This is a genomic window from Paenibacillus taichungensis, from assembly GCF_013359905.1.
In the GTDB taxonomy this organism is placed as follows: Bacteria; Bacillota; Bacilli; order Paenibacillales; family Paenibacillaceae; genus Paenibacillus; species Paenibacillus taichungensis.
In genome coordinates this window covers 756362-779695 of the sequence record NZ_JABMCC010000118.1, presented here as the reverse complement: position 1 = coordinate 779695, position 23334 = coordinate 756362, and the positions used below count along the sequence as shown (strand labels likewise).

5 protein-coding genes are annotated in these 23334 nt (G+C 49.5%); all 5 read left to right on the top strand.

Going from position 1 to position 23334, the window contains the following annotated elements; all coding sequences use genetic code 11:
• The first annotated feature begins 60 nt into the window (after window positions 1-60).
• The 5 genes from HP548_RS26665 to HP548_RS26645 are packed head-to-tail and all read left to right on the top strand — an operon-like array spanning window position 61 to window position 23323.
• Window positions 61-16905 (top strand): non-ribosomal peptide synthetase/type I polyketide synthase, encoded by a 16845-nt coding sequence (locus HP548_RS26665; RefSeq protein ID WP_175383294.1) that lies wholly within the window; start codon window positions 61-63, stop codon window positions 16903-16905.
• A complete protein-coding gene (locus HP548_RS26660; RefSeq protein WP_175383293.1) occupies window positions 16895-20959 on the top strand; it encodes a beta-ketoacyl synthase N-terminal-like domain-containing protein in 4065 nt (1354 codons plus the stop codon). Before HP548_RS26665 ends, HP548_RS26660 begins: the two co-directional genes overlap by 11 nt.
• Window positions 20956-21213 (top strand): acyl carrier protein, encoded by a 258-nt coding sequence (locus HP548_RS26655; protein ID WP_079350544.1) that lies wholly within the window; start codon window positions 20956-20958, stop codon window positions 21211-21213. The genes HP548_RS26660 and HP548_RS26655 overlap by 4 nt, the downstream gene beginning before the upstream one ends.
• Window positions 21210-22361: an acyl-CoA dehydrogenase family protein gene (locus tag HP548_RS26650; RefSeq protein ID WP_099857001.1), complete on the top strand. Its 1152-nt coding sequence runs from the start codon at window positions 21210-21212 to the stop codon at window positions 22359-22361. Before HP548_RS26655 ends, HP548_RS26650 begins: the two co-directional genes overlap by 4 nt.
• Entirely contained in the window at window positions 22358-23323 is a 966-nt protein-coding gene (locus HP548_RS26645; RefSeq protein WP_099857003.1) for an ACP S-malonyltransferase, read from the top strand. Before HP548_RS26650 ends, HP548_RS26645 begins: the two co-directional genes overlap by 4 nt.
• Window positions 23324-23334: the final 11 nt, after the last annotated feature.

Here is a 23334-nt window from a genome sequence, read left to right as displayed (position 1 = left end):
GTTACTGGATTTTTGCTTTAAATGAGCTAAATCTCAACTAACGAACGAGGTGTGGTCACGATGAACCGAAAAACCGTTGAACTCTCTGAAACGCAAAAAGGAATCTATTTCGATTGCCAAATGAACGATCCTGCTTCGTATAACATCTCCGCTTCGATACAAATTAAACCATTGAAATTAGATATGTTTCATCGGGCTATCGAATTGCTCATGTATGAACAAGTGGTGCTGCGTGCCCGGATTGAGATACAACGTGATGTACCGGTGCTGACTGTTCATGAAGAAATGGATCCTGAGTTTGTTTTCCGGGATCTGAGCGACGAGAAGCAAGAGGATCTGAAGGAAAAGCAGTTAAAGGCATGGATCGAGGAATGCATCGGAACTCCTTTTTCTTTGGAGGAAGGACCTCTGTTCCGCATGATGGTTATTCAGATGGACGAAAATCGGCATATCCTGACCATGTGTATCCATCATCTGATCTGTGACGGGATTTCGCTTGAACTATTTAAAAACAAACTGATTCATCTGTACTCATGCCTTCTGCTGGAACAGCCCGTGGACGTAAAACAGGATGAGGGATTCATCTCCTACGTTGAAGCTGAAAATCAGAAACTGCAAGACAACCAGTACAACCGGGAACAGGCTTACTGGATGAGCCAGATGAATGGGGCAGAGCCCCTGGCGTTACAGCATGATTATCCGGCAGGCGCTTCGCAAGAGGGACTGGGCTATGAATTGCGTTTTGACATTTCGGAATCGCTGATGACGGATATTACGCAAGTATCCAAAGACAACGAAGTAACCGTATTTATGTTTTTTATGGGCGCCTTTGCAATCCTCATGAATAAATATGCGGGTACACAGGATATTACGTTTTCTTCCCCGTATTCACATCGGCCAGGGATGGATTTGGAAGAAACGATCGGTTGTTTTGTCCATATGCTGCCTATGCGATTTCACCTTGACCCCGAATCCACGCTAACACCTCTGCTGCAACAAGTAGCCGCAACCTGGATGGAGACTTATAGACATATCGGTTACCCGAACAACCTCATCGTCAGGGACAGTATGTTACAGGCTCGGCCTGGATCACCATCGTTGTTTGATATCTCCTTTGTCTATGATTCCTACGAAGAAGAAGATGCTTTTGGAACGCATATGTTGGAACAGGACCAGGTTACTTTTCCTGGTGATCTGATGGTAATCCTGTATCGCTCACCTCAAGGTACACAATTGAAGCTTCAATATAAATCAAATCTCTTCCATGCCGATTCCATGAATCGTATGGGGCAACGGTTCCTCTATTTGCTTGAACAGCTGGCAGCCTCTCCTGAGAAGTCCATCCGTGAGTTCAGTCTGCTGATGCAGGAGGAAAGAGAGACCCTGCTTCACGAGCTCAATCAAACTGCTTATTTCCCGTACATCCCGCAACATATTATCGATGTATTCCATGAGAAAGTTGCACGATTTCCGGATCGCGTTGCTCTGCTGGAAGGCAGCCAACATCAGACGTATGCGGAGGTCAATGCCAAAGCCAATCAACTGGCCAATCAGATCATGGCGCGAAAGAGCAGGGATAACGAAGCAGTCGGCGTTCAAATGCCCCGCAGCTCAGATCTGGTGATTGCCTTGCTCGCTGTGTTAAAAGCAGGATGTGCTTTTGTCCCTGTGGACCCGGCCTATCCCTTCTCCAGAAAGAGCTATATTGTAGCGGATGCAAGCATATCGATCGTGCTGGCCATCCAGCCTGAAGAAGAGGACAAACTGCTCGATGTACATTTTATATACACGGCAGATGGTCATGCCTACACAGGAGATTGCTCCAATCCCGGACATGAACTCAACCCGCATAGTCTTGCCTACATCATGTACACCTCGGGATCAACAGGCAAACCGAAGGGAGTTATGATCGAGAATCACAGCGTAGTAAACACTCTGCTTGATCTGGAGCGGCGCTTTCCGGTACAGGCCAATGATGTGTATTTGCTGAAAACGGCTTATACCTTTGATGTTTCCGCGACGGAACTGTTCGGCTGGTTTATGGGAGAAGGTGCCTTAAGTATCCTTGAGCCTGGAGCAGAAAAAGATCCTTCCCGTATTGCGTCCACCGTTGCGGCACATCAGGTAACCCATATCAATTTTGTCCCTACCCTGTTCCGTCTTTTTCTGGAAACGATGGAACTGCGTTCAGACCTATCGCCACTTGAAACGTTGAAATGGGTCTTTGTTGGCGGAGAGGCTGTTACACCGGACATAATTCAGAAATACAACAAGCTGGGTATACGGGCAAGTCTGGAAAATGTATACGGCCCGACAGAGTGCACCATCTGGGTATCGCATTATGCATTAAGCAACTATGAAGGCCCAGGTACTGTACCGATCGGCTTCCCGCTTAATGAGTCAAGATGGTATGTCGTTGGCAGTGATAACAGCCTTCAGCCTGTCGGTATTCCCGGGGAGCTGTGCCTAAGCGGAGTAGGACTTGCCCGTGGGTATCTTAATCTGGAACAGATGACTCATGAGAAGTTTGTCCTCAATCCTTTTTATGAAGAAGGGCAAGACCCGGAGTATTTCAGGTATATGTACCGCACTGGTGACCTGGTTCGTTCGCTCCCCAGCGGAACAATCGAATATCTGGGTCGCATTGATTTTCAGGTCAAATTTCAGGGAGCCAGACTGGAGACGGGAGAAATTGAGAATGGCCTGTCATCCTATCCGGGAATTATTCAGAGCGTTGTGGTCATGAAATCGTTTGAGGGCAGACCGGGCTTGCTATGTGCGTATTATCTGTCAGAGCAGGAACTCCCTGCATCCCAGTTAAGAGAGCATTTATCCAATTCCCTGCCGGCGTATATGATTCCATCCGTATTTATACATAAGTCTGAATTTCCGCTGAATAGCAGTGGGAAGATTGACCGGAATGCGCTTATGGCGGATATGACACATACCCACGCTTCCAGTACAATTTATGCCGCTCCGGTCACTGAACTTGAGAAGATTGTGGCTGCGGTATGGTCCCAGGTGCTGGGCGTTGAAAAAGTAGGCAGGGATGATCATTTCTTCGATTTGGGTGGCAATTCATTTTCCGTTATTCAGGCTCACAATAAGCTCAAGCATTATACAGATGTGGATTTCCCCGTTCCCCGCTTTTTTGAATGTCCAACACTGCGTCAATTTGCAGCTCAGGAACAGGCTGAAGAAGTCTACACACTGCCTTCTGAACGGGAGAAGATGTTTCAACGCAGGGCAGGCATCCAGCGGGAAGACATTGCTATCGTGGGTATGGCCGTGAATGTGCCGGGCGCGGAGGACATACGGGAGTTCTGGAGCAATCTGGTTGAACGGCGCGAGAGTATTCATTTTTATAGTGACGAGGAATTGAGAGAGCTTGGCGTGGATGAAACATTGCTACGTTCTCCCCGATACGTCAAGGCCAAAGGCCGTGCGAACGGTATTGATGAGTTTGACGCCGGCTTCTTTGACTACACACCAGGGGAAGCCAAGATGATGTCACCGCAGTTCAGACTCCTTTATCAGGGAATATGGGAAGCACTGGAGGATGCGGGCTGCAAACCGGATGAGGCAGGGAAAGTGGGCGTTTTCCTGGGCGGTTCCGATGATTTTGAATGGTATCGTCAGGTGCTCTATAACGATGCAAACTATAGCAGCAAGTACGAAGCTTTTACGCTCAGCACCAATCATTTTCTCGCGACCCGAATGGCGTACAAGCTTAATTTGAAAGGTCCGGCCTATACCGCACTGACGGGATGCTCCACTTCACTGGTTACTCCTCATCTGGCGTGCCAATCGCTCATTGTTGGGGAATGCGATGTGGCTGTAGCTGGTGGAATTACGGTGGAGCTTCCGAATGAAGGGGGCTACCTGTACGAGGATGGCATGATGTTTTCAGCCGACGGTCACTGTCGCCCATTCGATGCAGATGCCAGCGGAACGGTTTTCTCCAATGGCATGGGAATCGTGGTGCTGAAGCGGGTGAGCGATGCGCTGCACGACGGAGATCATATTTACGGCGTGATCAAGGGATCAGCCATTAACAATGACGGGCAGGAGAAACTCAGTTTTCTTGCTCCAAGCGTGAGCGGCCAAACCGAAGTGATTCAGGATGCTTACAAGGTAGCCGGAGTGGATCCGGAAACGGTGAGTTATATCGAAGCCCACGGTACAGGAACGCTGCTCGGTGATCCAATCGAGGTGAATTCGTTAACTCGTGCGTTTGCTTCGGATCAGAAGCAGTTCTGTTATCTTGGGTCGGTCAAGGGCAATGTAGGGCACATGGATACAGCGGCTGGAGTTGTAGGTTTGATTAAAGTCGCGCTTAGCCTGGGACAAGGGTATATTCCGGGAACAGCCAATTACGAGAAGCCAAACCCCAAGATTGATTTTTCAAATACACCTTTCAAAATCAATGCACACGGGGTGAATTGGAAACAGGCCAACGACGGGCTTCTGCGGGCAGGAATCAATTCATTTGGTGTGGGGGGCACGAACGCTCACATGGTATTGGAGGAGGCACCCGAGATGGAGAATTGCAGTCCGGATGATGATGTTAATCTATTGCTTTTTTCAGCTAAAACAGAGCACTCGCTGAATCGCACGGCTGAACGGATCATGGAGCATCTACTGGAGCAGCCGCAAACATCGGTTTCTAACGCAGCCTGGACTCTCCAGACAGGTCGATCTGTTTTTGCATATCGCAAGGCGTTGGTTGTGGACAAGACATGGAGGGACCATCCTGAAAAGTTGCTACAGCAGCTTCAGAAAGCACGTGTGGTTCATCAATCGCCACAAGGCAGCCGTCCTGTATTCTTTATGTTCCCAGGCCAGGGCAGTCAGTATCAGGGCATGGGGGCAGAATTGTACAAATCTGCGGAACAGTCCGGCATAGCTCCCCTGTTCAGAAGTTATATTCAGGAGATTCTTGATCTGCTTCCTGCGGAGGAACGGGAAGATATGCTGTCCGTTGTATATGGCGATCAGCAGCCTGAACGAATCAACCAGACGGAGTACAGCCAGTTTGCGTTGTTTATGACCGGTTATGCCATGGCTAAATCACTGCTGGATCTGGGTATTCGTCCGGATGGCATGATTGGGCACAGCATTGGAGAATTGGCTGCAGCAGCTGTAGCCGGAGTATTCGAGCTGCAAGACGCCGTTCAGATGGTACGTCTCCGCGGACGTTTGATGCAGCAGCAGCAGCCAGGTGTCATGCTCGCCATTATGGCGGATGCAGCACGGGTGAAGTTACAACTGGAACAAGACGAAGATGTTTGGCTGGCCCTTGTTAATACGACAGGCTCCTGTGTGGTGGGCGGAACGGCAGCATCTATTGCAAGAATGGAAGCCAAGGCAGAAAGACAGGGCTGGAAATGTGTTCGTGTCAAAACTTCTCACGCGTTTCATACCCCAATGATGGACCGCGCAGCCACCGAGTTTGGACGTTATCTGGCAGAGCACTCGCTTCATGAACCAGCGATCCCGTTGTTGTCCAATACGAGTGGGACATGGGCCCGTTCTGATGAAATTACGAGTCATGACTATTGGTCCCGGCACATTTTGCAACCAGTACTGTTTGAAGCGAATCTGGCTGAAGTGTTGAAGGATGATCGTGCCGTGTTGATTGAGGTTGGAGCAGGGCGAACGTTGAGTTCCTTTGTCCGACAGCATACACGGTCACGTGATTCTCAGACCGTGCTGAACATGCTGCGTCACGTGAAGGAATCAGAGCAAGACCATGTTTATGTAAGTCGAAGACTCGCCGAATTATGGTGCGAAGGTATTGAGCTGAACTGGAAGGTGCTCAAGGGCGAGATGATACGCCGAAAATGCTCATTGCCGACATATGTATTCCAAAAGCAATTCTATCCTGTGGGTGTTTCACTTTCGGAGACATCGATATCTGATCGAATAGGAAACAGAAACGAACGGATGGTTTCGGAACGGAAACAGGCAGGGCGTTCAGCGCCACTGGCAGGAGCAGGGGAAGTCTATAATGGTGGGCCAGACCAGTTAAAGCAGGTAGTGCTTGAGGCATATCGAACGATCTTTGGCATAGAGGATCTGGAAGAAGACGTTAACTTCTTCGCGGTTGGAGGCGATTCCCTCAAAGCCGTCAGCCTGTCGGCGTCCATCCGCTCATATACAGGCATTCAACCTGAGGTTGCCGATGTATTCAACTATTCTACACCTGTTCAGTTAGCTGAGCATATCTATGAATTGGCAAAACCGGACTTGAATCTGCAAGGTCAGCAAACGATTCATCCTGCGGCTAAGATGGAGGCTTACCCGATCTCTCCCGCACAGATGCGTATGTATACTCAGGCCATGCTTGATCCAGGCAGTACAGCTTACAACTTGCCATCTGCAACCATCATTGAAGGGGACTTGAATCCCCGGAAGGTCGAAGCCGCACTGGAGAAGCTGGTGCAGCAGCATGAAGTTCTCAGAACATCATTTGAGATCCGGGGGGATCAGGTCGTTCAGTTGATTCATCCATCCGCACGTTTGGAGATGGGTTATGCCCAAAAGGAATTGGCGAACGATCAAGAGGTAACATCGTTGATTCAGTCACTGATTCGTCCATTTGATCTGAAGCAGACGCCACTTATGCGGGTGGACCTGATCCGAATTGGCGAGCGGAAGCATCTGCTGTTCTTTGATATCCACCATATCATAGCAGATGGTACATCTGTCGAAATAATCACCCGTGATTTCAATACGCTGTATTTCGGCGGAGAATGTGCTGCCCGTCTGCAGTACAAGGATTACGCAGTATGGCAGCAGCAGCGTCTTGCTTCACAGGGTTACCAATCGCATCAGGCGTTCTGGCTGGAACATCTGGGCCCTTCGGTGCCTGCCCTCCAGCTTCCGTTAGATCATGCACGTCCTTCGCAGCGAACCATGAAAGGGGAACGTCTCCATTTCACCCTGAGCCCTTCGTTGACAGAGCGCCTGCACAAGCTAGCTTCTTCTTCCGAATCTTCGATGTACATGGTGATGCTTAGCGTATGGAATCTGCTCCTTGCACAGCACACGGGGCAGGAGGATATTGTGGTAGGTACGCCTGTTGCGGGCAGGCTGCAAGAGGAGATCAGAGAGACGGTAGGGATGTTCGTCAATATGCTTGCCATGCGAAACTTTCCAGCTCGTGGGCGTGTGTATAGTGATTTTCTGCGCGAACTCAAGCAGCACACACTGGACGCATTTGCTTATCAGGAGTATCCGTTTAATGAACTTGTGACGCAGTTGGGTGCCAAGCGAGAGCTCAATCGAAATTCAATATTTGACGTTTGTTTTGATTATCAGAACATGGAGCTGCATGGACTTGAGCTTGACGGTTTGTTCTTCAGCTCTCTCCCGGTGGAGACGGGGACGTCTACCTATGATCTGCTGCTGACCTGTCAGGAAAACAGGGAGAAGCAAGTGATGGAAGGATATTTGGAGTTTTCGCTGGATGTGTTCGAACGGACAACCATCCAAAAGTTCATGGAGGACTTCATCGGCTTGTGTGAGCTGGTTGTTCAGCAGCCGGATCTGTCTGTGAGCGAGCTGCTGGAGCAAAACTCCCATTCTCGGGAACCCGCCATGCATCCGCTTGTTGGCCCGCATTTGATATATGATTACACGCTCGGTTTGCACAGTTTGTTTGAACAGCAGGCGAAGCTTGTGCCGGACAAAGTCGCGCTGTTAACTGCCTCAGGAGCTGCCCTTACGTACAGGGAACTGGATGAGAAGGCAAACACGCTGGCATGGAAGCTGCTGGATCAGGGCGTCCGCAGGGATGAACCTGTAGGCATAATGTCCAGGCGTAATGAGGCGCTGATTATTATGCTGCTTGCCGTGCTGAAAGCAGGAGCAGCTTACGTACCTCTGGACCCGGCTTTTCCGGAACAGCGGATTTTGAACATGATCGAAGACAGCCGGATGAACTTGGTGTTATGCACTTCCGGGGAAGAGGATACCGTCGCTTTTGACGGCGTACGGATGATCTATGATCCAATGGTCGTTGACGTGCGTTCATCCCTCAATCCCCATGTGGATGTCCTGCCTTCCGACCTTTCCTGTGTCATCTTCACTTCAGGATCGACCGGCAGACCCAAGGGGGTCATGATTACGCATGAAGCAATGGTTAATTTTGTCGAGGATATCCGGAGCAGAGGCATTTTTGCAGAGGAGACCGACCGCGTAATCAGTGTAACGACCATTTCCTTCGATATCTTTGGATTTGAAGTATGGACGCCTTTATGCACAGGCTATTCCCTTTATCTTGCCGATGAGCAGGAGCAGCTTGATCCTGTTCTGGCTTCGCTCCGCATTCGCGAACATGGCGTTACACATATTCTCAGTACAGTGTCGCGTATCAAAGCATTTGTTGAAAATACCGATTTTGCCAAAGGACTGGGCAATCTGAAGTGTATTCTTACCGGAGGTGAACGGGTTCCCGCGGGACTGCTGTCTGATCTGAAGCGACTCAGTTCGGCAAGAGTTTTTAATATGTATGGCCCAACGGAAACAACCATCTGGTCAACAACGAAGGAACTGCATGACCCGGACAGCATTACCATCGGCAATCCGATTGCCAATACAGAAGTTTATATTGTGGATGAGCAAGGTGCCATGCTGCCGCACGGAAGTTATGGTGAACTGTGTATCGCAGGTAAAGGGTTATCTCGGGGCTATCTCAACAATCCAGCAGAGACGGAAGCGCGATTTATCGCGAATTCCAATGTACTCGGTGGTCGTTTGTATCGTACAGGTGATCTCGCCTGCATTCAGCCAGATAGAGAGATTCAGTTGTTGGGACGGCTGGATCAGCAGGTGAAGATTCGTGGTTACCGAATTGAAATGAATGAAATTGAGCAGGCAGCGATGGCTCATGAATTGATCAGGGAAGCTGTGGTCAAAACCGAAGGAAACGAGCCGCACCAGCTGCAAATCATTCTGTTTTACAGTCTGAAGCCTGAGGTTGCCCTGATGGGCAATGAGGGGGATGCCATGCTTCGTTCATGGCTAAGAGAGCGTCTACCGCAATACATGATGCCGTCCCGCTTGATTCGTTTGGACAAGCTGCCGGTGCTGCCTAACGGCAAACTGAACCGCAGCGCGCTGCACCTGGCTGATGAAGAGGCGAAGCATATGGCTGGTGCACTCCCGGCATACAGCGCATCTCTTCAGGGGGCGGAACAGGCAAAAGCAGCTTTGCAGCAAATGCTTGTGGGAGCTTGGAAGGAAGTACTCAACGTGGATCACGTTGGCGTGAATGATCACTTTTTTGACATTGGCGGCAATTCACTGGGACTGATTTTGATCAATAACCGGTTGAATACGTATCTGGACCAAAGTGTTCCACTGGTGCAGCTGTTCGAGCATTCCTCCATCGCATCATTGGTTGAACATCTTATGTCCGGGCAAGTGGCCTCACCCGTTTCACCATCGATCCGGATGAGTCATGCTCATGAACTTGCTATGGGAGCTCAAGTTGAGGAAGTAAAATTGGCAAGCAGTTCGGCACCTTACGAGTTGAACCAGGCAGAAACGGAACAAGCGAGGCTGGAGTCACGAGAGCAGGAAGCTTTCGAGCAGCAACCCCCGGTTCTTTCGAAGCAAGCCGCTGTAACGCCAGCTTCGTCAGATATTGCTGTCATCGGTATGGCCGGACACTTCCCTGGTTCGAGAAGTATTGATGAATTCTGGGCAAATTTAATGGAAGGCAAGGAGGGCATCACCCGTCTGACAGAGAAGGACCTGACGGATGCAGGCGTCCGGCCTGATAGTTTTGAACATCCGGATTATGTCAGAGCCAAGGGGGCATTGCAGGATACCGAATTCTTCGATTCCGAATTTTTTGAATATCCGCAGCAGGAATCCAATATTATGGACCCGCAAATTCGTTTGCTGCATCAGTGTTCCTGGGAGGCGCTTGAGCATGCCGGATGTGATCCGTATAGCTATGAAGGTTCCATAGGTTTGTTTGCAGGCAGCGGGCTGAGTTTGCCATGGATGGTACAGTTTCTCGGTCGCTCGGGCAATCTGCTGCAAGCTTTTGAAGCCATGACGCTGAATGAGAAAGATTATATTACAACCCGGGTATCTCACAAATTAAATCTCACAGGGCCCAGCATGGCGGTACAGACCGCATGTTCGACTTCTCTCGTCGCCATCCATCAGGCAGCAGAATCACTGATCCGGGGAGAATGCGATGTAGCACTTGCTGGAGGGGTCTCCATCTCCTATCCGCTCAGAGAAGGCTATCTCTGGCATGAAGGCATGATTTATTCCAAGGACGGACATTGCAGACCGTTCGATGAACAAGCATCGGGTACCGTGTCAGGCAACGGATGCGGAATGGTTGTGCTTAAATCGCTCAGTAAAGCGCTCAGGGACGGAGATCATATCTACGGCGTGATTAAAGGCTCGGCCATTAACAATGACGGTCTGGACAAAATTGGATATACGGCACCAAGTGTTGCCGGACAGGTTAAAGTGATTGAGGCGGCACTTCAACGTTCGGGCATTGCTCCGAGTGAGATTTCCTATCTCGAAGCGCACGGAACAGGCACCAAATTGGGTGATCCGATTGAGATTGAAGCGCTCCGGCAGTCATGGGGAACGGCAGATCAAAATTATTGTGCTTTGGGTTCTGTCAAAGCCAATATCGGGCATCTGGATGCGGCAGCAGGTGTAGCGGGTTTTATTAAAACCGTGTTGACGCTGTACCACCGGGTCGCTCCACCCCAAATTCACATGCAGCGAACCAATCCGATGCTGAACTTGGAACACAGTCCTTTCTATATTAATACGGAAGCGCAGCCTTTCAGCAATCCGGCGCAGGTTCTGCGTGCGGGAGTCAGTTCGTTTGGAATCGGCGGGACGAATGCTCATGTGATCCTGGAGCAGCCACCTGTTCAGGAAAGACATGTCAATTACCAGTCCGTGCAGCTGCTGCCATTCTCGGCCAAGAGCGAAACAGCGCTGGAACGAACGTATGAATCGGTTTTGCAGGCCATCCATACCATGCCGGAGCAGTTGTCCGATGCCGCATGGACCTTGCAGAAGGGCCGAAGCAGGTTCAAACACCGAAGGGTGATGGTTGCGGTAGATGGTTATATCCCGCCAAGGGGGCAGGCTGGCGACTATGAGACTCGAGCAAGCATAGCGGAGGGAAGGCCGAAAGTGATATTCGACCTCGACGGAACTGCAAATTGGGAAGCACGCAAAATTCGGGAGCTGTATGCTTCCGTGTATCGCAGTCAGCCCTCGGAGGCGTTCAAACTGCACTTTGAAGAGATACTGAGCCTTTTTGAGTCCAAGGAACAGTATGCGATTCGCCAGGGCATGGGACGGCCGTTAACGGATTCCGGGCTAGAGCGTATGCATTGCTTTGTTGTACAGTACGCACTGTTCAGGACGGTCATGCAGTTCGGTATCCAACCGGATGCTGTTTGCGGACAGGGTGTTGGTGAACTGGTTGGCCTGGTCATCAGTGGTGCGCTTGAACCAGTACACGCCGTTCCTCTTTTATACGGTAAGGAAGACTGGTCATGGCAGGAAGGCGCCTTGTCAGATGGATTGGCAGGAAGACTGACAGATGAATATGCAGCAGACCTTGTGTCCAGGATTCGACCACTTTGTTCAAGGGAAATGCTATTTCCTTTACAGAATCGAGAGTCTTTTTCAGAGAGTGCAGGTGACAGGAGTCTGCTCTGGATCACGGTAAGTCCGCAGCAGGATAAGATACAAAGCTTCAAGAACGTGTACTCGACATCAAATGTCATTTCTCTACTGGAGAATCGTCCTGGTTCACTTGAGGCGGATGTATACTTCATTAAAATGCTTGGCTCCTGCTGGTGCTCCGGCATTGAGCTGGATTGGGCACAGTTATACGGAACGGATCGGGGACGAATCATGTCTTTGCCAACCTACTCCTTTGATCCGATTCCCCATAAACATGATGTTCCATTGTACCAACTTGCAGGTATGCCGCAGGCGGCAGCAAGTTCAGAACAAGCTGTAGAATCCTCTTTGTCTGCAGCGGCAGGATTTTCGATGACTGAGAACGAGATACAGGCTGCTTTGCTGCAGTTATGGCAGGAATTGCTTGGTTGCGATTCAGTTGATCCCGAAGATGATTTCTTCCAGCTTGGGGGGCACTCGTTGAAGGCGATATCTCTAGTGTCACGCATAAAGGAAGTTTTTGGACTGCATTCAGGATTGGACGATGTATTTGAACATTCTGGTTTTGCCCAGATGGTGCAATGGATTAGTGAGCATCAATCTGCAAGCAACTACGGATCAATGAATTCCATTCCGCCTGTGAAGCAGAAGGATAGGTACAAGACGACTTCTGCTCAGCGAAGAATGTACGTGATGCATGAGTGGATGAACGGGGAGAGTACGGCGTATAATCTGGCGAGCTTTTACAGAATTAATGGCGAGTTGGACATTGCTCAGTTCCAGACGATAATGGATGCTCTGATTCAGCGGCATGAATCGTTCCGCACCCGGTTTGAAATGGTTGATGGTGAGCTTTTTCAGATCGTGGAGGATCAGGTTCCAAAGGTCGTGGAAGTGCTGGAATCGGAGAGCATGGCGATAGAGCATGTGCAGCATTGGGTTCAGCCCTTTAATCTGACCTGTGCACCATTAATTCGTGTGAAACTCGCTCGCCTTTCAACCCGCGAGCACATCTTGTTTATCGACATGCATCACATTATTTCCGATCAGAGCTCTATTGCCATTCTGATGCAGGAATTTGCTCGCATGTACCAGGGAGAGGCTCTGGAACCACTTCATATCCAATATAAGGATTATGCGGAATGGCTTCATGAGCGTACGCTGCATGGTGTATCAGCTGAAGATGCAGAATTCTGGAAGCAGCAATTTACGGATATCCCGACACCACTCGAATTGCTTACCGATTACCCGAGACATGAGGCTACATCTTACAGGGGAGACAGACTTTCAATAGCACTGGATGAGTTGTTGAGCGGGCAGGTCAACGAATTCTGTACCCGACATGGCATTACACCGTACATGCTGTTCATGGCAACGCTGAACGTATTGATCTGGAAGTACACAGCCCAGGACGATCTGGTTGTTGGTACAGCGGTGGCGGGCCGTGAACAACCCGAACTGGACAGTGTTGTTGGAATGTTTGTTAACATGTTAGCCATTCGTACAAGCATGCACGAAGAACTGTCCATCGTGGATTACGTGCAAGGGGTACGTGATAAGCTGTTGTCCTGTTATGCACATCAACAATATCCGTACGAGGCGCTGGTAGAACAGCTCGGTTTATTTGGTGACACCAGTCGTAATCCGCTTTTTGATGTCGTGCTGAATTATATCAACATGGGGACGGCTGATCCTGAAGTGGGTGAATTGACATTTGTACCATGGATGGAGGGCAGTGTGGAGGCCAAGTTTGATCAAACCTGGACAGTGGCCGAACATGAGCAGTACTACACGGTGGAACTGGAATATCGCAAGGACCTGTTCAGAGCAGAGTCCATGCAGCTGATGCTGGATAAATTCCGGTATATTTTGTCCCAAATGACTACAAGTGATGTGGAACGAATTCGTCAGATCAGCCTAACTTTACCGGAAGAGGAAGAGTGGCTGATATATGGAGTGAATGATAATGCCATTGAGTATCCGCGAGATGCAACCATTCCTCAGTTGTTTGAAGAACAGGTTCGGTTGAACGGTCAGCAAACAGCTTTAGTCTGGGAAGACGCGGAATGGAGTTATGCTGATTTGAATCAACGAGTCCAATGGCTGAGTTCCAGATTGATGAGCGAAGGTGTGAAATCGGGCTCCAGTATTGCTCTGATCCTGGACCGTGGACCGATCCAAATGGTCAGCATCCTTGCTACACTCAAAGCTGGCTGCAGCTATGTCCCGATTGATCCTGCTTCGCCGCCTGTGAGAATCGAATTTATTTTAAAGGATAGCGGTGCATCCGTTCTGTTAACGGAGAGAGAGTATGCCGTCACCTGGCAGTCGGTGGTACCTTGTATTGTGCCTGCCGATGAACTGGAAGGGTTCATCTCGCCGTCGATGACAGAACTTGAGAACGATATGGAAGGCAACGATACAGGTGATATGGGGATTACGGCTCTTGACCCGGCTTATATCATCTATACATCAGGATCAACCGGAACTCCAAAAGGTACGGTGATGAGTCATCGCAATGTGATCAAAGTGATGAAAACCAGCAACTTTGTGACCGTGGTGCCTGAAGATCGCGTTCTGCAAATCTCGAATTATGCATTTGATGGTTCCATTTTCGATATCTTCGCTTCATTAATAAATGGGGCAACGCTTGTACTAATCTCAAAAGAGGTCACTCTGGATATGACCAGCTTGGCTGACGTCATTCGCCAACAACGAATAACGGTATTCTTCATCACAACCTCGTTGTTCAATCTGTTGGTGGATTGGGATGCAGAATGTTTGAAAAATGTGCGCAGAGTTATGTTTGGCGGTGAGGCTGCATCAGTGAGTCATGCCAACAAAGCTCTCGCAGTAGTGGGGCCGGGCAAATTGTTGAACGGATATGGACCAACGGAAGCAACCTTTTTTGCCTCCTACCATTTACTTGAACAAATGGAGCCTTACTCAGGTTCTTTGCCTATAGGATATCCATTATCGAATACCGCACTATATGTTCTGGATGATGGTCTGAGACCTGTCCCACCCAACGTTCCTGGTGAACTGTATATCAGTGGGGACGCTGTTGGAATCGGTTATCTCAATCGTCAGGAACTTACAAGCAAACACTTTCTGGACGATCCTTTCCGAAAGGGAGAGCGGATGTACAAGACAGGGGACATTGTCAAACGTTTGGTGGACGGCAGTTTGATGTTCATTGAACGCGCTGATTTTCAAGTCAAGATCAGAGGTTTTCGCATTGAGTTGTCGGAGATTTCCAACTGCATGGAACGCCTTGCGGGTGTTCGGGATGCGTATGTCATGACAGCTGCCGATGCGTCGGGCAGTCTCTATATCACAGCCTATTACACCTGTGAATCCCATACTGTAATTCATGCGGAGGAACTTCGAAGAGAGCTTCAACAACGGCTGCCTGAATATATGGTGCCGGCACAGATTCAACGTTTGGACCATCTGCCGATTAATGCAAATGGCAAAGTGGACCGAAAAGCCTTATCGGAGATGCAAGAAGTTCCATCGGTATTTAACGAAGAGAAATCACCCCGAACAAGGGTGGAGCGGACTATTCTTGACGCCATGCGTCAGGTTTTGGGAAATCCGGCTTTTGGCATGGAAGATCATTTCTTCCAGAGCGGGGGGCACTCGCTGAAGGCGATTGCATTCACTCAAATTTTGTCAAAAGAAGGAATTGCCATCAAGGTAAACGAATTATTCCAATATCCGACAGTTCGAGGGCTTGTCAATCTGGTACAGATCCGTCCTCAAGCGTCCGTTTTGTACGAAGAAAGCCTGCAAATTCAGTCCCCCATTACCATTCCACAGGACATCCCACTACATGAGAATCAACTGGACAGCCTGGTCCTGCATGTAATAAACAGCTGTAATCAGGTTTCATCCTTCATGGCGGGCACGACCACCGTTGATCGTTTCCCACTCTCTCCAATCCAACAGGCACATGTTTCTGCAACTTCACGAGCAAGCGGATTTATAACTACACTTGAAGGCGATTTGAACGAACAGGCGGTCAAAGCATTGATCCTCAGGGTGGTAGCCCGGCATCAACTGCTGCACAGCATCATATACGAGACAGATACATTGAACTGGAATCAGTGTGATCTGTCGTTAGCCGCCGATATGCTGCAACAATTGATACCGTATCTGGATACACGTCATTACGCTCAGGCTACCCTGGAACGATTGGAGCATAGATTGGCACAGACCTTGCTGCACCAGATTTACAATCTGAATGAATTGCCTTGGCGTCTGTGTATACTGCGTACAGGAAACAGGGAGCACAAGTTTTTCTGGAGTTTTGATCATCTGGCGTTTGATGGCATGAGTGCGGAGATTATCAAACAACAGCTGGAGCTGGAGGCATTCAATATCCAGCAAGGGTTCGAAACTGTTCACCCATACAATGTTCTGAAGTATGAGGACTACGTACGGTTGGTGTTTAATGGACCGGCAGGGGTGGACGAGAATGAATTGGAACAACAATTTTCACTCCGATTGTGGGAAGAGTGCAACAGCAGCATCACCAACAAGCTCCAGGAAACAGAACGTCCGCAATCTTCATCGATAATGGTTGAATTACCGCGTGCCGGGAAAGAGAATGTCGATGATTGGTGGGCAAGTTTCCGATCCTTTGCTGACATTATTGCAACCTATCTAGATGTAAACCAGTTGCCCGTTGCTCTGGTGCATTACGGCAGGGAATACGGCGAGCAGTCCTTTTACAACCATGTGGGTGAATTCCTCGATCTGATCCCGGTGCTTGTAGGCCGTGATTTTACTCAGGAAGACCTGATCAAACAACTGGATTGGGTGAAACGACATCATATCAATTTTATGGCACTTGCCCAAGAAGCTCCTGTTTCAGCGGACTATGCTGTCATTCAGAAACACTTGGGAGCAGCATACCGGAAGACCGCAGACCAGGAACATCGGAATTTGATTCTGTTCAATTATCAGGGCTTCATCTCCAGTCGAGAGGCGGTTCCGATGTTGGAAACATCGGACGAGCATGACCTTTCTTCAGCTCTAGCTCAATTTGAATGGGTCATTCATTACGACGAAGAGTATCTGTATGTTCATTTGACTTGTCAAGCCGGGCTGGATACCAAGCGTTTACAACAGCTTATTCACCAGCAGATCGGCAGCGATGTGAAAGTGAAAGTTCATAATGAGGCAGTGGAGGTGCAGCATGTCCAGTAAATCCATACAACGAGGGCCCGAACTGATTGTGCCGGAGTATTATTCGACTGTGGCTGAGCTTCTAATATATATTGCAGCGGTTCATCCCGAAAAGGGAATCACGTATATCAGTTCTTCAGGTGACGAACAGTTTGAATCGTATCCGGAATTGCTGATTCAGGCACGCCTGTACCTGCAGGGCCTCCGTGATCAGGGCATCAGGCAAGAACAGGTCGTTATTTTGGAAATAGATCAGTCCCAGGAATTTTACCGTACGTTTTGGGCTTGTATGCTGGGCGGCATTGTTGTCGCCCCTGTGAGTCCTCCTGCAGCTTGGGAACCAGGCTCGGCCGGTCTGGACAAATTCACGAAAGTCTGGGAGGTTCTGGAGCGTCCGGTTGTGATCGTTGAGGAAGCATACATGCCGAAATATAGTCAACTCGCGAACAATGCGGTATTTGAAGGCCTTTCGTTAATCAGTGTGAACAAGCTCAAGGCATCCCGAAATCCGGCGAAGGCGTGTACCACAGCACCCAATGATATTGTATTTCTGCAATTCTCATCAGGTAGTACAGGCATTCCCAAAGGGGTTCAGTTGACGAACCACAATATTATTGCGAACAGCATTGCCTGCAAGACATTTCTTGGGGCGGAAGAAGGAGACAACGTGTTTACCTGGCTGCCTCATACGCATGACATGGGGATGTTTGGACAGCATCTCACCCCTATCTTGAGCGGAGCTAACATTATGGTTATGTCTCCCTATACTTTTGTACGATCGCCTTATCTGTTTTTGAGAAAAATTACGGAGCATCAGGGGAAATGGTTCTGCTGCACCAATTTCGGTTTTGAATGGATGGTTCAGAAGATTCCGGATTCGAAACTCGGAACACTTGATCTGTCTTCACTTCGTATGACACTGAACGGTGCGGAACCTATATCCACGGCAGTAATTGAGCGCTTTGTTCAGAAATTCGCAGCTTGCGGTTATCGTCGGGACATGATGTTTCCTGCGTACGGCATGGCTGAAGCGACTGTAGGTGTATGTACTTCCATTCTGGGGGAAGAGCCGCGCATCGAACGAATCTCTCGTGCAAGGCTCGTGCAAGAAGGGCTTGCAGTTCCGGTTAATATCACGGAAAGCGAACCAACGGATGTGATTGAATTTGTCCATGAAGGGTATCCGATGACCGGCATTCAGATTCGGATTGCGAATGAGCATGGGGAAGTGCTGGATGAGCGTGTCGTTGGCGAAATTCAGATTCGCGGCGAATCGGTAACATCCGGGTATTACCACCTTCCGGACGTAAATCGTGAAATATATGTGGATGGGTGGCTGCGGACAGGCGACCTGGGTTTCATGGCCGGCGGCTCGCTCGTTGTCAGCGGACGAATCAAGGATATCGTCTTTATTCGGGGACAGAATCATTATGCCCACGATCTGGAAGAGATTCTATACCAGAATCGAAGCATTCCGAGAGGTAACCTGACGGTAGTAGGCCATTTTAACAACGCCTCACAAGTGGAGGAACTGCTAGTATTTGTGAAATACAAATCGGTTGTTCCACAGTTTCTGGAGGTGCGTCAGGATTTGATTCACCGGATGAGAGCCGAATTGGGTATTGAAATCACTCATGTTCTCCCTATTAAGGTGATACCGAAGACGACCAGCGGAAAGGTCCAGCGTTTCATGCTCAGAAACGAATATGAGTCCGGAGCATTTGATACGGATATTAAGGTTATTGAAGAACTGATTTTCCAAAACAGACAACAGCAGCAGTTCGAGGGGATTGCATCGGCGTCATTGGAACAAACGGTACGTGAAGCTTGGGCGGAAACGCTCCGGCTTCCCCTGGATCAGATTACGACGGATGTTTCTTTCCTCGCATTAGGAGGCAACTCCATTCTGTCCTACCAGCTGCTTGATAAACTGTCTGCACTTATTGGGCGTGAACTGGGTCAGGAACTGCTTGTTTTTTGCAGAACTGTACGCGAGATGGTGGAGTATCTACAGGAACTTCCTGCGGAAACAGAGCCAAGTGAACAGGCTGTGCGAGCGGATAATCATCTGAACGTACATCGTGCTATCGCCATTACCGGATTAGCCTTGCGTTTGCCAGATGCGGATACTCCGGAGCAATTCTGGAACAACCTGGTTCAGGGGCTTGATAGTGTTGACCGAATTAGCGCCGATCGTGCGATGCGTTCTAAGCGGCTGGACTGGGATGACTGGATTGGGGAACTCAAACAACCGGATACCTTTGACCATGAGTTCTTCGAGATTCCATCGGAACAAGCCACATTTATGGACCCACAGCATCGCAAACTGCTCGAAGTTTCTTACGAAGCTCTAGAAGATGCGGGCATGCTTGTGGATCAGGAGGATAAGCGCAATGTGGGTGTATACGTGGGCATTAACCCAAGCACCTATTTCGATCTGGTCGTTGACTATATGAATCAAAGTGATGGAAAGGAAGTCCATTCCCATGCGATGGTCGGCAATATGTCCAATATTGCTGCGGCTTCCATTTCACACCTGTATAACTTTACAGGTCCGGCCCTTGCCATCGACACAGCTTGCTCGTCCTTTCTCGTAGCACTGACGCAAGCCGTTACAGCCATTCAGGAAAAGCGAATTTCCGGTGCAGTTGTAGGGGGAGCAACCATTCTGGCTTCACCGCATGTACATCAGTTATCCCGCCATGCTGGAATCTGTTCATCCACGAAACATACCAAGGTCTTTGACCGAGAGGCCGATGGTTCAGTGATCGGGGAGGGTGCAGTGGTTGTATACCTGGAGCCGCTAACAGAGGCAGTTCGTGCCAATAAACATATTTATGGCCTGATTCGCGGGACAGCGGTTAACAATGATGGCTACTCTCTGGGCATTATGGCCCCGAATCCTCAAGGACAATACGAGGTGCTTCGCTCCGCTTACCGGGACGCCAATCTGAACCCGAGCGAGATATCTTATATTGAAGCACACGGGTCCGGTACGAGAATCGGTGATCCGATAGAGGTGAACGCCTTGCTTCGGTTATTTCAGGAAAAAGGGTACAACAATACCACTTCCATAGGCTTGGGTTCCGTCAAAACGAACATAGGGCATTTATTTGCAGCTTCCAGCGGTGCCAGTCTGGCCAAGGTTCTGCTCAGTATGCAGCATGCCGAATTGGCACCAAGTCTTCATATGGACAAGCCCAATCCGGCCCTCAGGCTGGAACAATCGCCTTTTCACATCGTCAGTGAGCATCGGTCATGGGACGTTCCGGAAGGGAAGACACGCAAAGCGGGCATTAGTTCGTTCGGGCTTGGAGGAACCAATGCTCACATTGTTCTGGAAGAGTGGAAAGCGTCCGTTCGGACAGAGGGTCCGGCGCGCGGACAGTTATTAACGTTTTCAGCCAAGACAGAGCAGGCTCTGCAGAAGCTGATTCATAACACCAAGCAATTTGTGTCGGAACATGAAGATCTGCATGCGGAAGATCTGTGTTTTACTCGGAACCGGTATAGAAGGCATTATCGGTATCGTGCAGCGGTCATGGTTCGCTCAACCGGGGAGTGGAATCTGGAGGACATACAATTTGGTTTCAAGTCAAGAAATCGTGCTGCTCGTGTAACGATAGTGGTAGGAAATCAGGCTGCACTTGACGCGACCTATTGGACAAGCGTGATTGAAACGCTCACCCGCTTTGTGCCTTCTATCCATGAGATTCGCGGGATAGAGGCGGGAGAAGAACTTGTTGCCAGGTTGGACCATCCTCAAAATTCGTCCAGCAAGCCAGCAAAGGCCGACATCGTCATTACAATTGCTGCAAATCCTTCGGATCAGACTGCGGGGCTTGCAGATTGCACTGGCAAGGAGCAATGGATTCATTTATCCAACAAGGATTTACTCGCTGTGGAGGAACAGCTTGCATCCTTGCTGGGACAGCTATATGTGCTTGGTGCTGCTTTGAATTGGGAACAGTTGCACCCGGATGGTTCGGGACAGATTGTGCATCTGCCATCACATCCATTCGAGCCGCATGTCCATTGGGTCGATGTGAATCAGGGAACGGAGGTCATGATATGACAAAAGAAGAAATCGTACTGTTTATGAAAAGCGAAATTGCTGCCGCACTAAATGAGGAGCCGGAGGACATTGATGAAGAGATGAACTTTCTGAAAATTGGGGTCTCTTCTGTACAGGCTCTCAAAATTATTAATCGTACGCGCAAGCACCTGCAAGTGGATATCAGTCCGGTAGCTTTGTTTGAATACAAAACCATTGCTGAATTTGCCTCATATCTCCATGAATCCCTTCTTCAAGAGGGGGTAGTTGAATGATTGAACTGGATCTGCAACAAGAGATTATTCACGAGGCTGAGCAGTTTGCTGCCAGCGAGATTCGTCCCTATGCTCAGCAGATTCAGGAACAGCAAGCCATCCCCGAATCATTGATCCGGGCCATGGCCCAAAAAGGCTACCTGGCGGCTTCTGTGCCGACTGAATATGGCGGTCTGGGCCTTGGACCGAGGTCTTATGGACAGTTGACAGAAGTGTTTGGCAAGGCTCTCCCGGCTGTACGCAGTTTATTGACGGTACATACGTCACTTGTAAGTGAAACTCTGGTTCGTTTTGGAACGGAAGAGCAAAAATCTTCATGGCTGCCCAAGCTGGTAAGCGGGGAATGGATTGGAGCCTTTGGCCTCACTGAACCGGAAGTGGGCTCGGATGCCAAAAATGTGAAGACAGAGTGGCGCGAAGAAGACGATGCTTATGTGTTGAACGGGACCAAAAAATGGATTACGTTCGGGCATTTGGCAGATGTGTTTATCATCATTGCGTCAAAGTACGGAAGAAGTACGGCTTTTTGGGTGGAACGGAAATTTGATGGTGTACTGACCAAACCCATTGAAGGCGTCATGGTGGGCGGGGAAACCGGATTGGCCGAGATTGAGCTGCATGAGGTACGTGTACCCAAAAGTCATATCATTGGACGGCTAAATGAAGGCTTCGAATACATTGTTACCGGTGCGCTTGACCAGGGCAGATACAGCATCGCTTGGGCCGGATTGGCCATTGCACAGGAAGCACTTGATTCCATGGTTACTTATTCGCGAAAGCGAAAGCAGTTTGACCAGAAACTTCATCACTTTCAACTGATTCGCGGCATGATTGGAGATGCAGTAACGAAAGTCCATGCCGCAAGGGCATTATGTTTGCGGGCAGCCGAGCTCAGAGAAGCCAGGGACCCTCAGGCTGTTATGGAAACAACCATTGCCAAATATTTCACCTCCAAAATTGCTGTGGAAGTGGCAAATGATGCGCTCCAGGTCCATGGTGCAAACGGAATTAGCAATGAATACCCCGTATCCAGGCTGTATAAGGAAGCGAAGATTCTGGAAATTATCGAAGGATCTTCGCAGATGCAGCAGGAGATGATCTCGCATTACGGTCTAAAGGCGTATTACAAGCGCGGCGGTGGAGTATGACGATCTGTGTCTTATTTCCCGGACAGGGGAGCCAGTATATCGGAATGTGCCGTGATGTGCTGAACAACGAGCCAGAGGCAAAACGCATTTTCGCCGAGGCGAGTGAAGCTCTTGGTTATGATCTGGGAGCGCTGATTATGGAAGGAACGCTGGAGCAACTAACAGACTCAGTGCATGCCCAGCCTGCTGTCGTGACGGCAAGTTATGTACTCTTCGACTCATTTGTTCGCAGTACAGGACTCGTTCCCGACTACGCGATCGGTCACAGCCTGGGAGAGATTTCGGCTCTCGCAGCCGCGGGAGCGATGCCGTTTGCCGATGCGATTCGGTTCACGGCAAGAAGAGGCGAATTAATGCACCGTGCGATTCAGGAACAAAAAGGCAGAGCCGGACTTGTGGTGGATATAACCCAGGCAGAGCTCGAGGAAATGGTCAACAACATACGTCAAACGGATTATGTGACCATCTCCGGTTACAATTCACCGAGACAATTCGTCGTTGCGGGTACCGCGAACGGGCTGCGGTTGCTGGATGACAACATAGATCAGACTAGCGGGGAATTCATCCCTTTCCGCATGATGCCCATGAAAGCAGACGCACCTTATCACTGCGAGCTGATGCGGTTTATTCAGCCTGAGCTTGATGAGCTGCTGGCCGGAATAACGTTTTCCACACCCCGATTTTCAATCTGCTCCACGGTGCATGGAGAACTGATTCAGGGGCCTGGAGACATCGCTAAGGTGCTCAGTCATCAATTGCTGCAACCGATTCGCTGGAATCAGGCATTGGCACATGTGCATCAATTGGGGGCAACGGTATGGATCGATGTTGGTCCAGGGGAAAGTATCAGGAACATGGTAGCTGAGAATACAGCACTGCCTGCCGGTTATTCCTTAGACAATCCGCAAGACCGATCCACGTTGGTTCAGCTATGTGAAACCATCACTCAAAGCAATACATAAAGGAGGCACGG

Excerpts from the sequence above, each read along its gene's own strand:
- HP548_RS26665 (WP_175383294.1), top strand. The coding sequence starts at position 61 with ATGAACCGAAAAACCGTTGAACTCTCTGAAACGCAAAAAGGAATCTAT.
- HP548_RS26660 (WP_175383293.1), top strand. The coding sequence starts at position 16,895 with ATGTCCAGTAAATCCATACAACGAGGGCCCGAACTGATTGTGCCGGAG.
- HP548_RS26655 (WP_079350544.1), top strand. The coding sequence starts at position 20,956 with ATGACAAAAGAAGAAATCGTACTGTTTATGAAAAGCGAAATTGCTGCC.
- HP548_RS26650 (WP_099857001.1), top strand. The coding sequence starts at position 21,210 with ATGATTGAACTGGATCTGCAACAAGAGATTATTCACGAGGCTGAGCAG.
- HP548_RS26645 (WP_099857003.1), top strand. The coding sequence starts at position 22,358 with ATGACGATCTGTGTCTTATTTCCCGGACAGGGGAGCCAGTATATCGGA.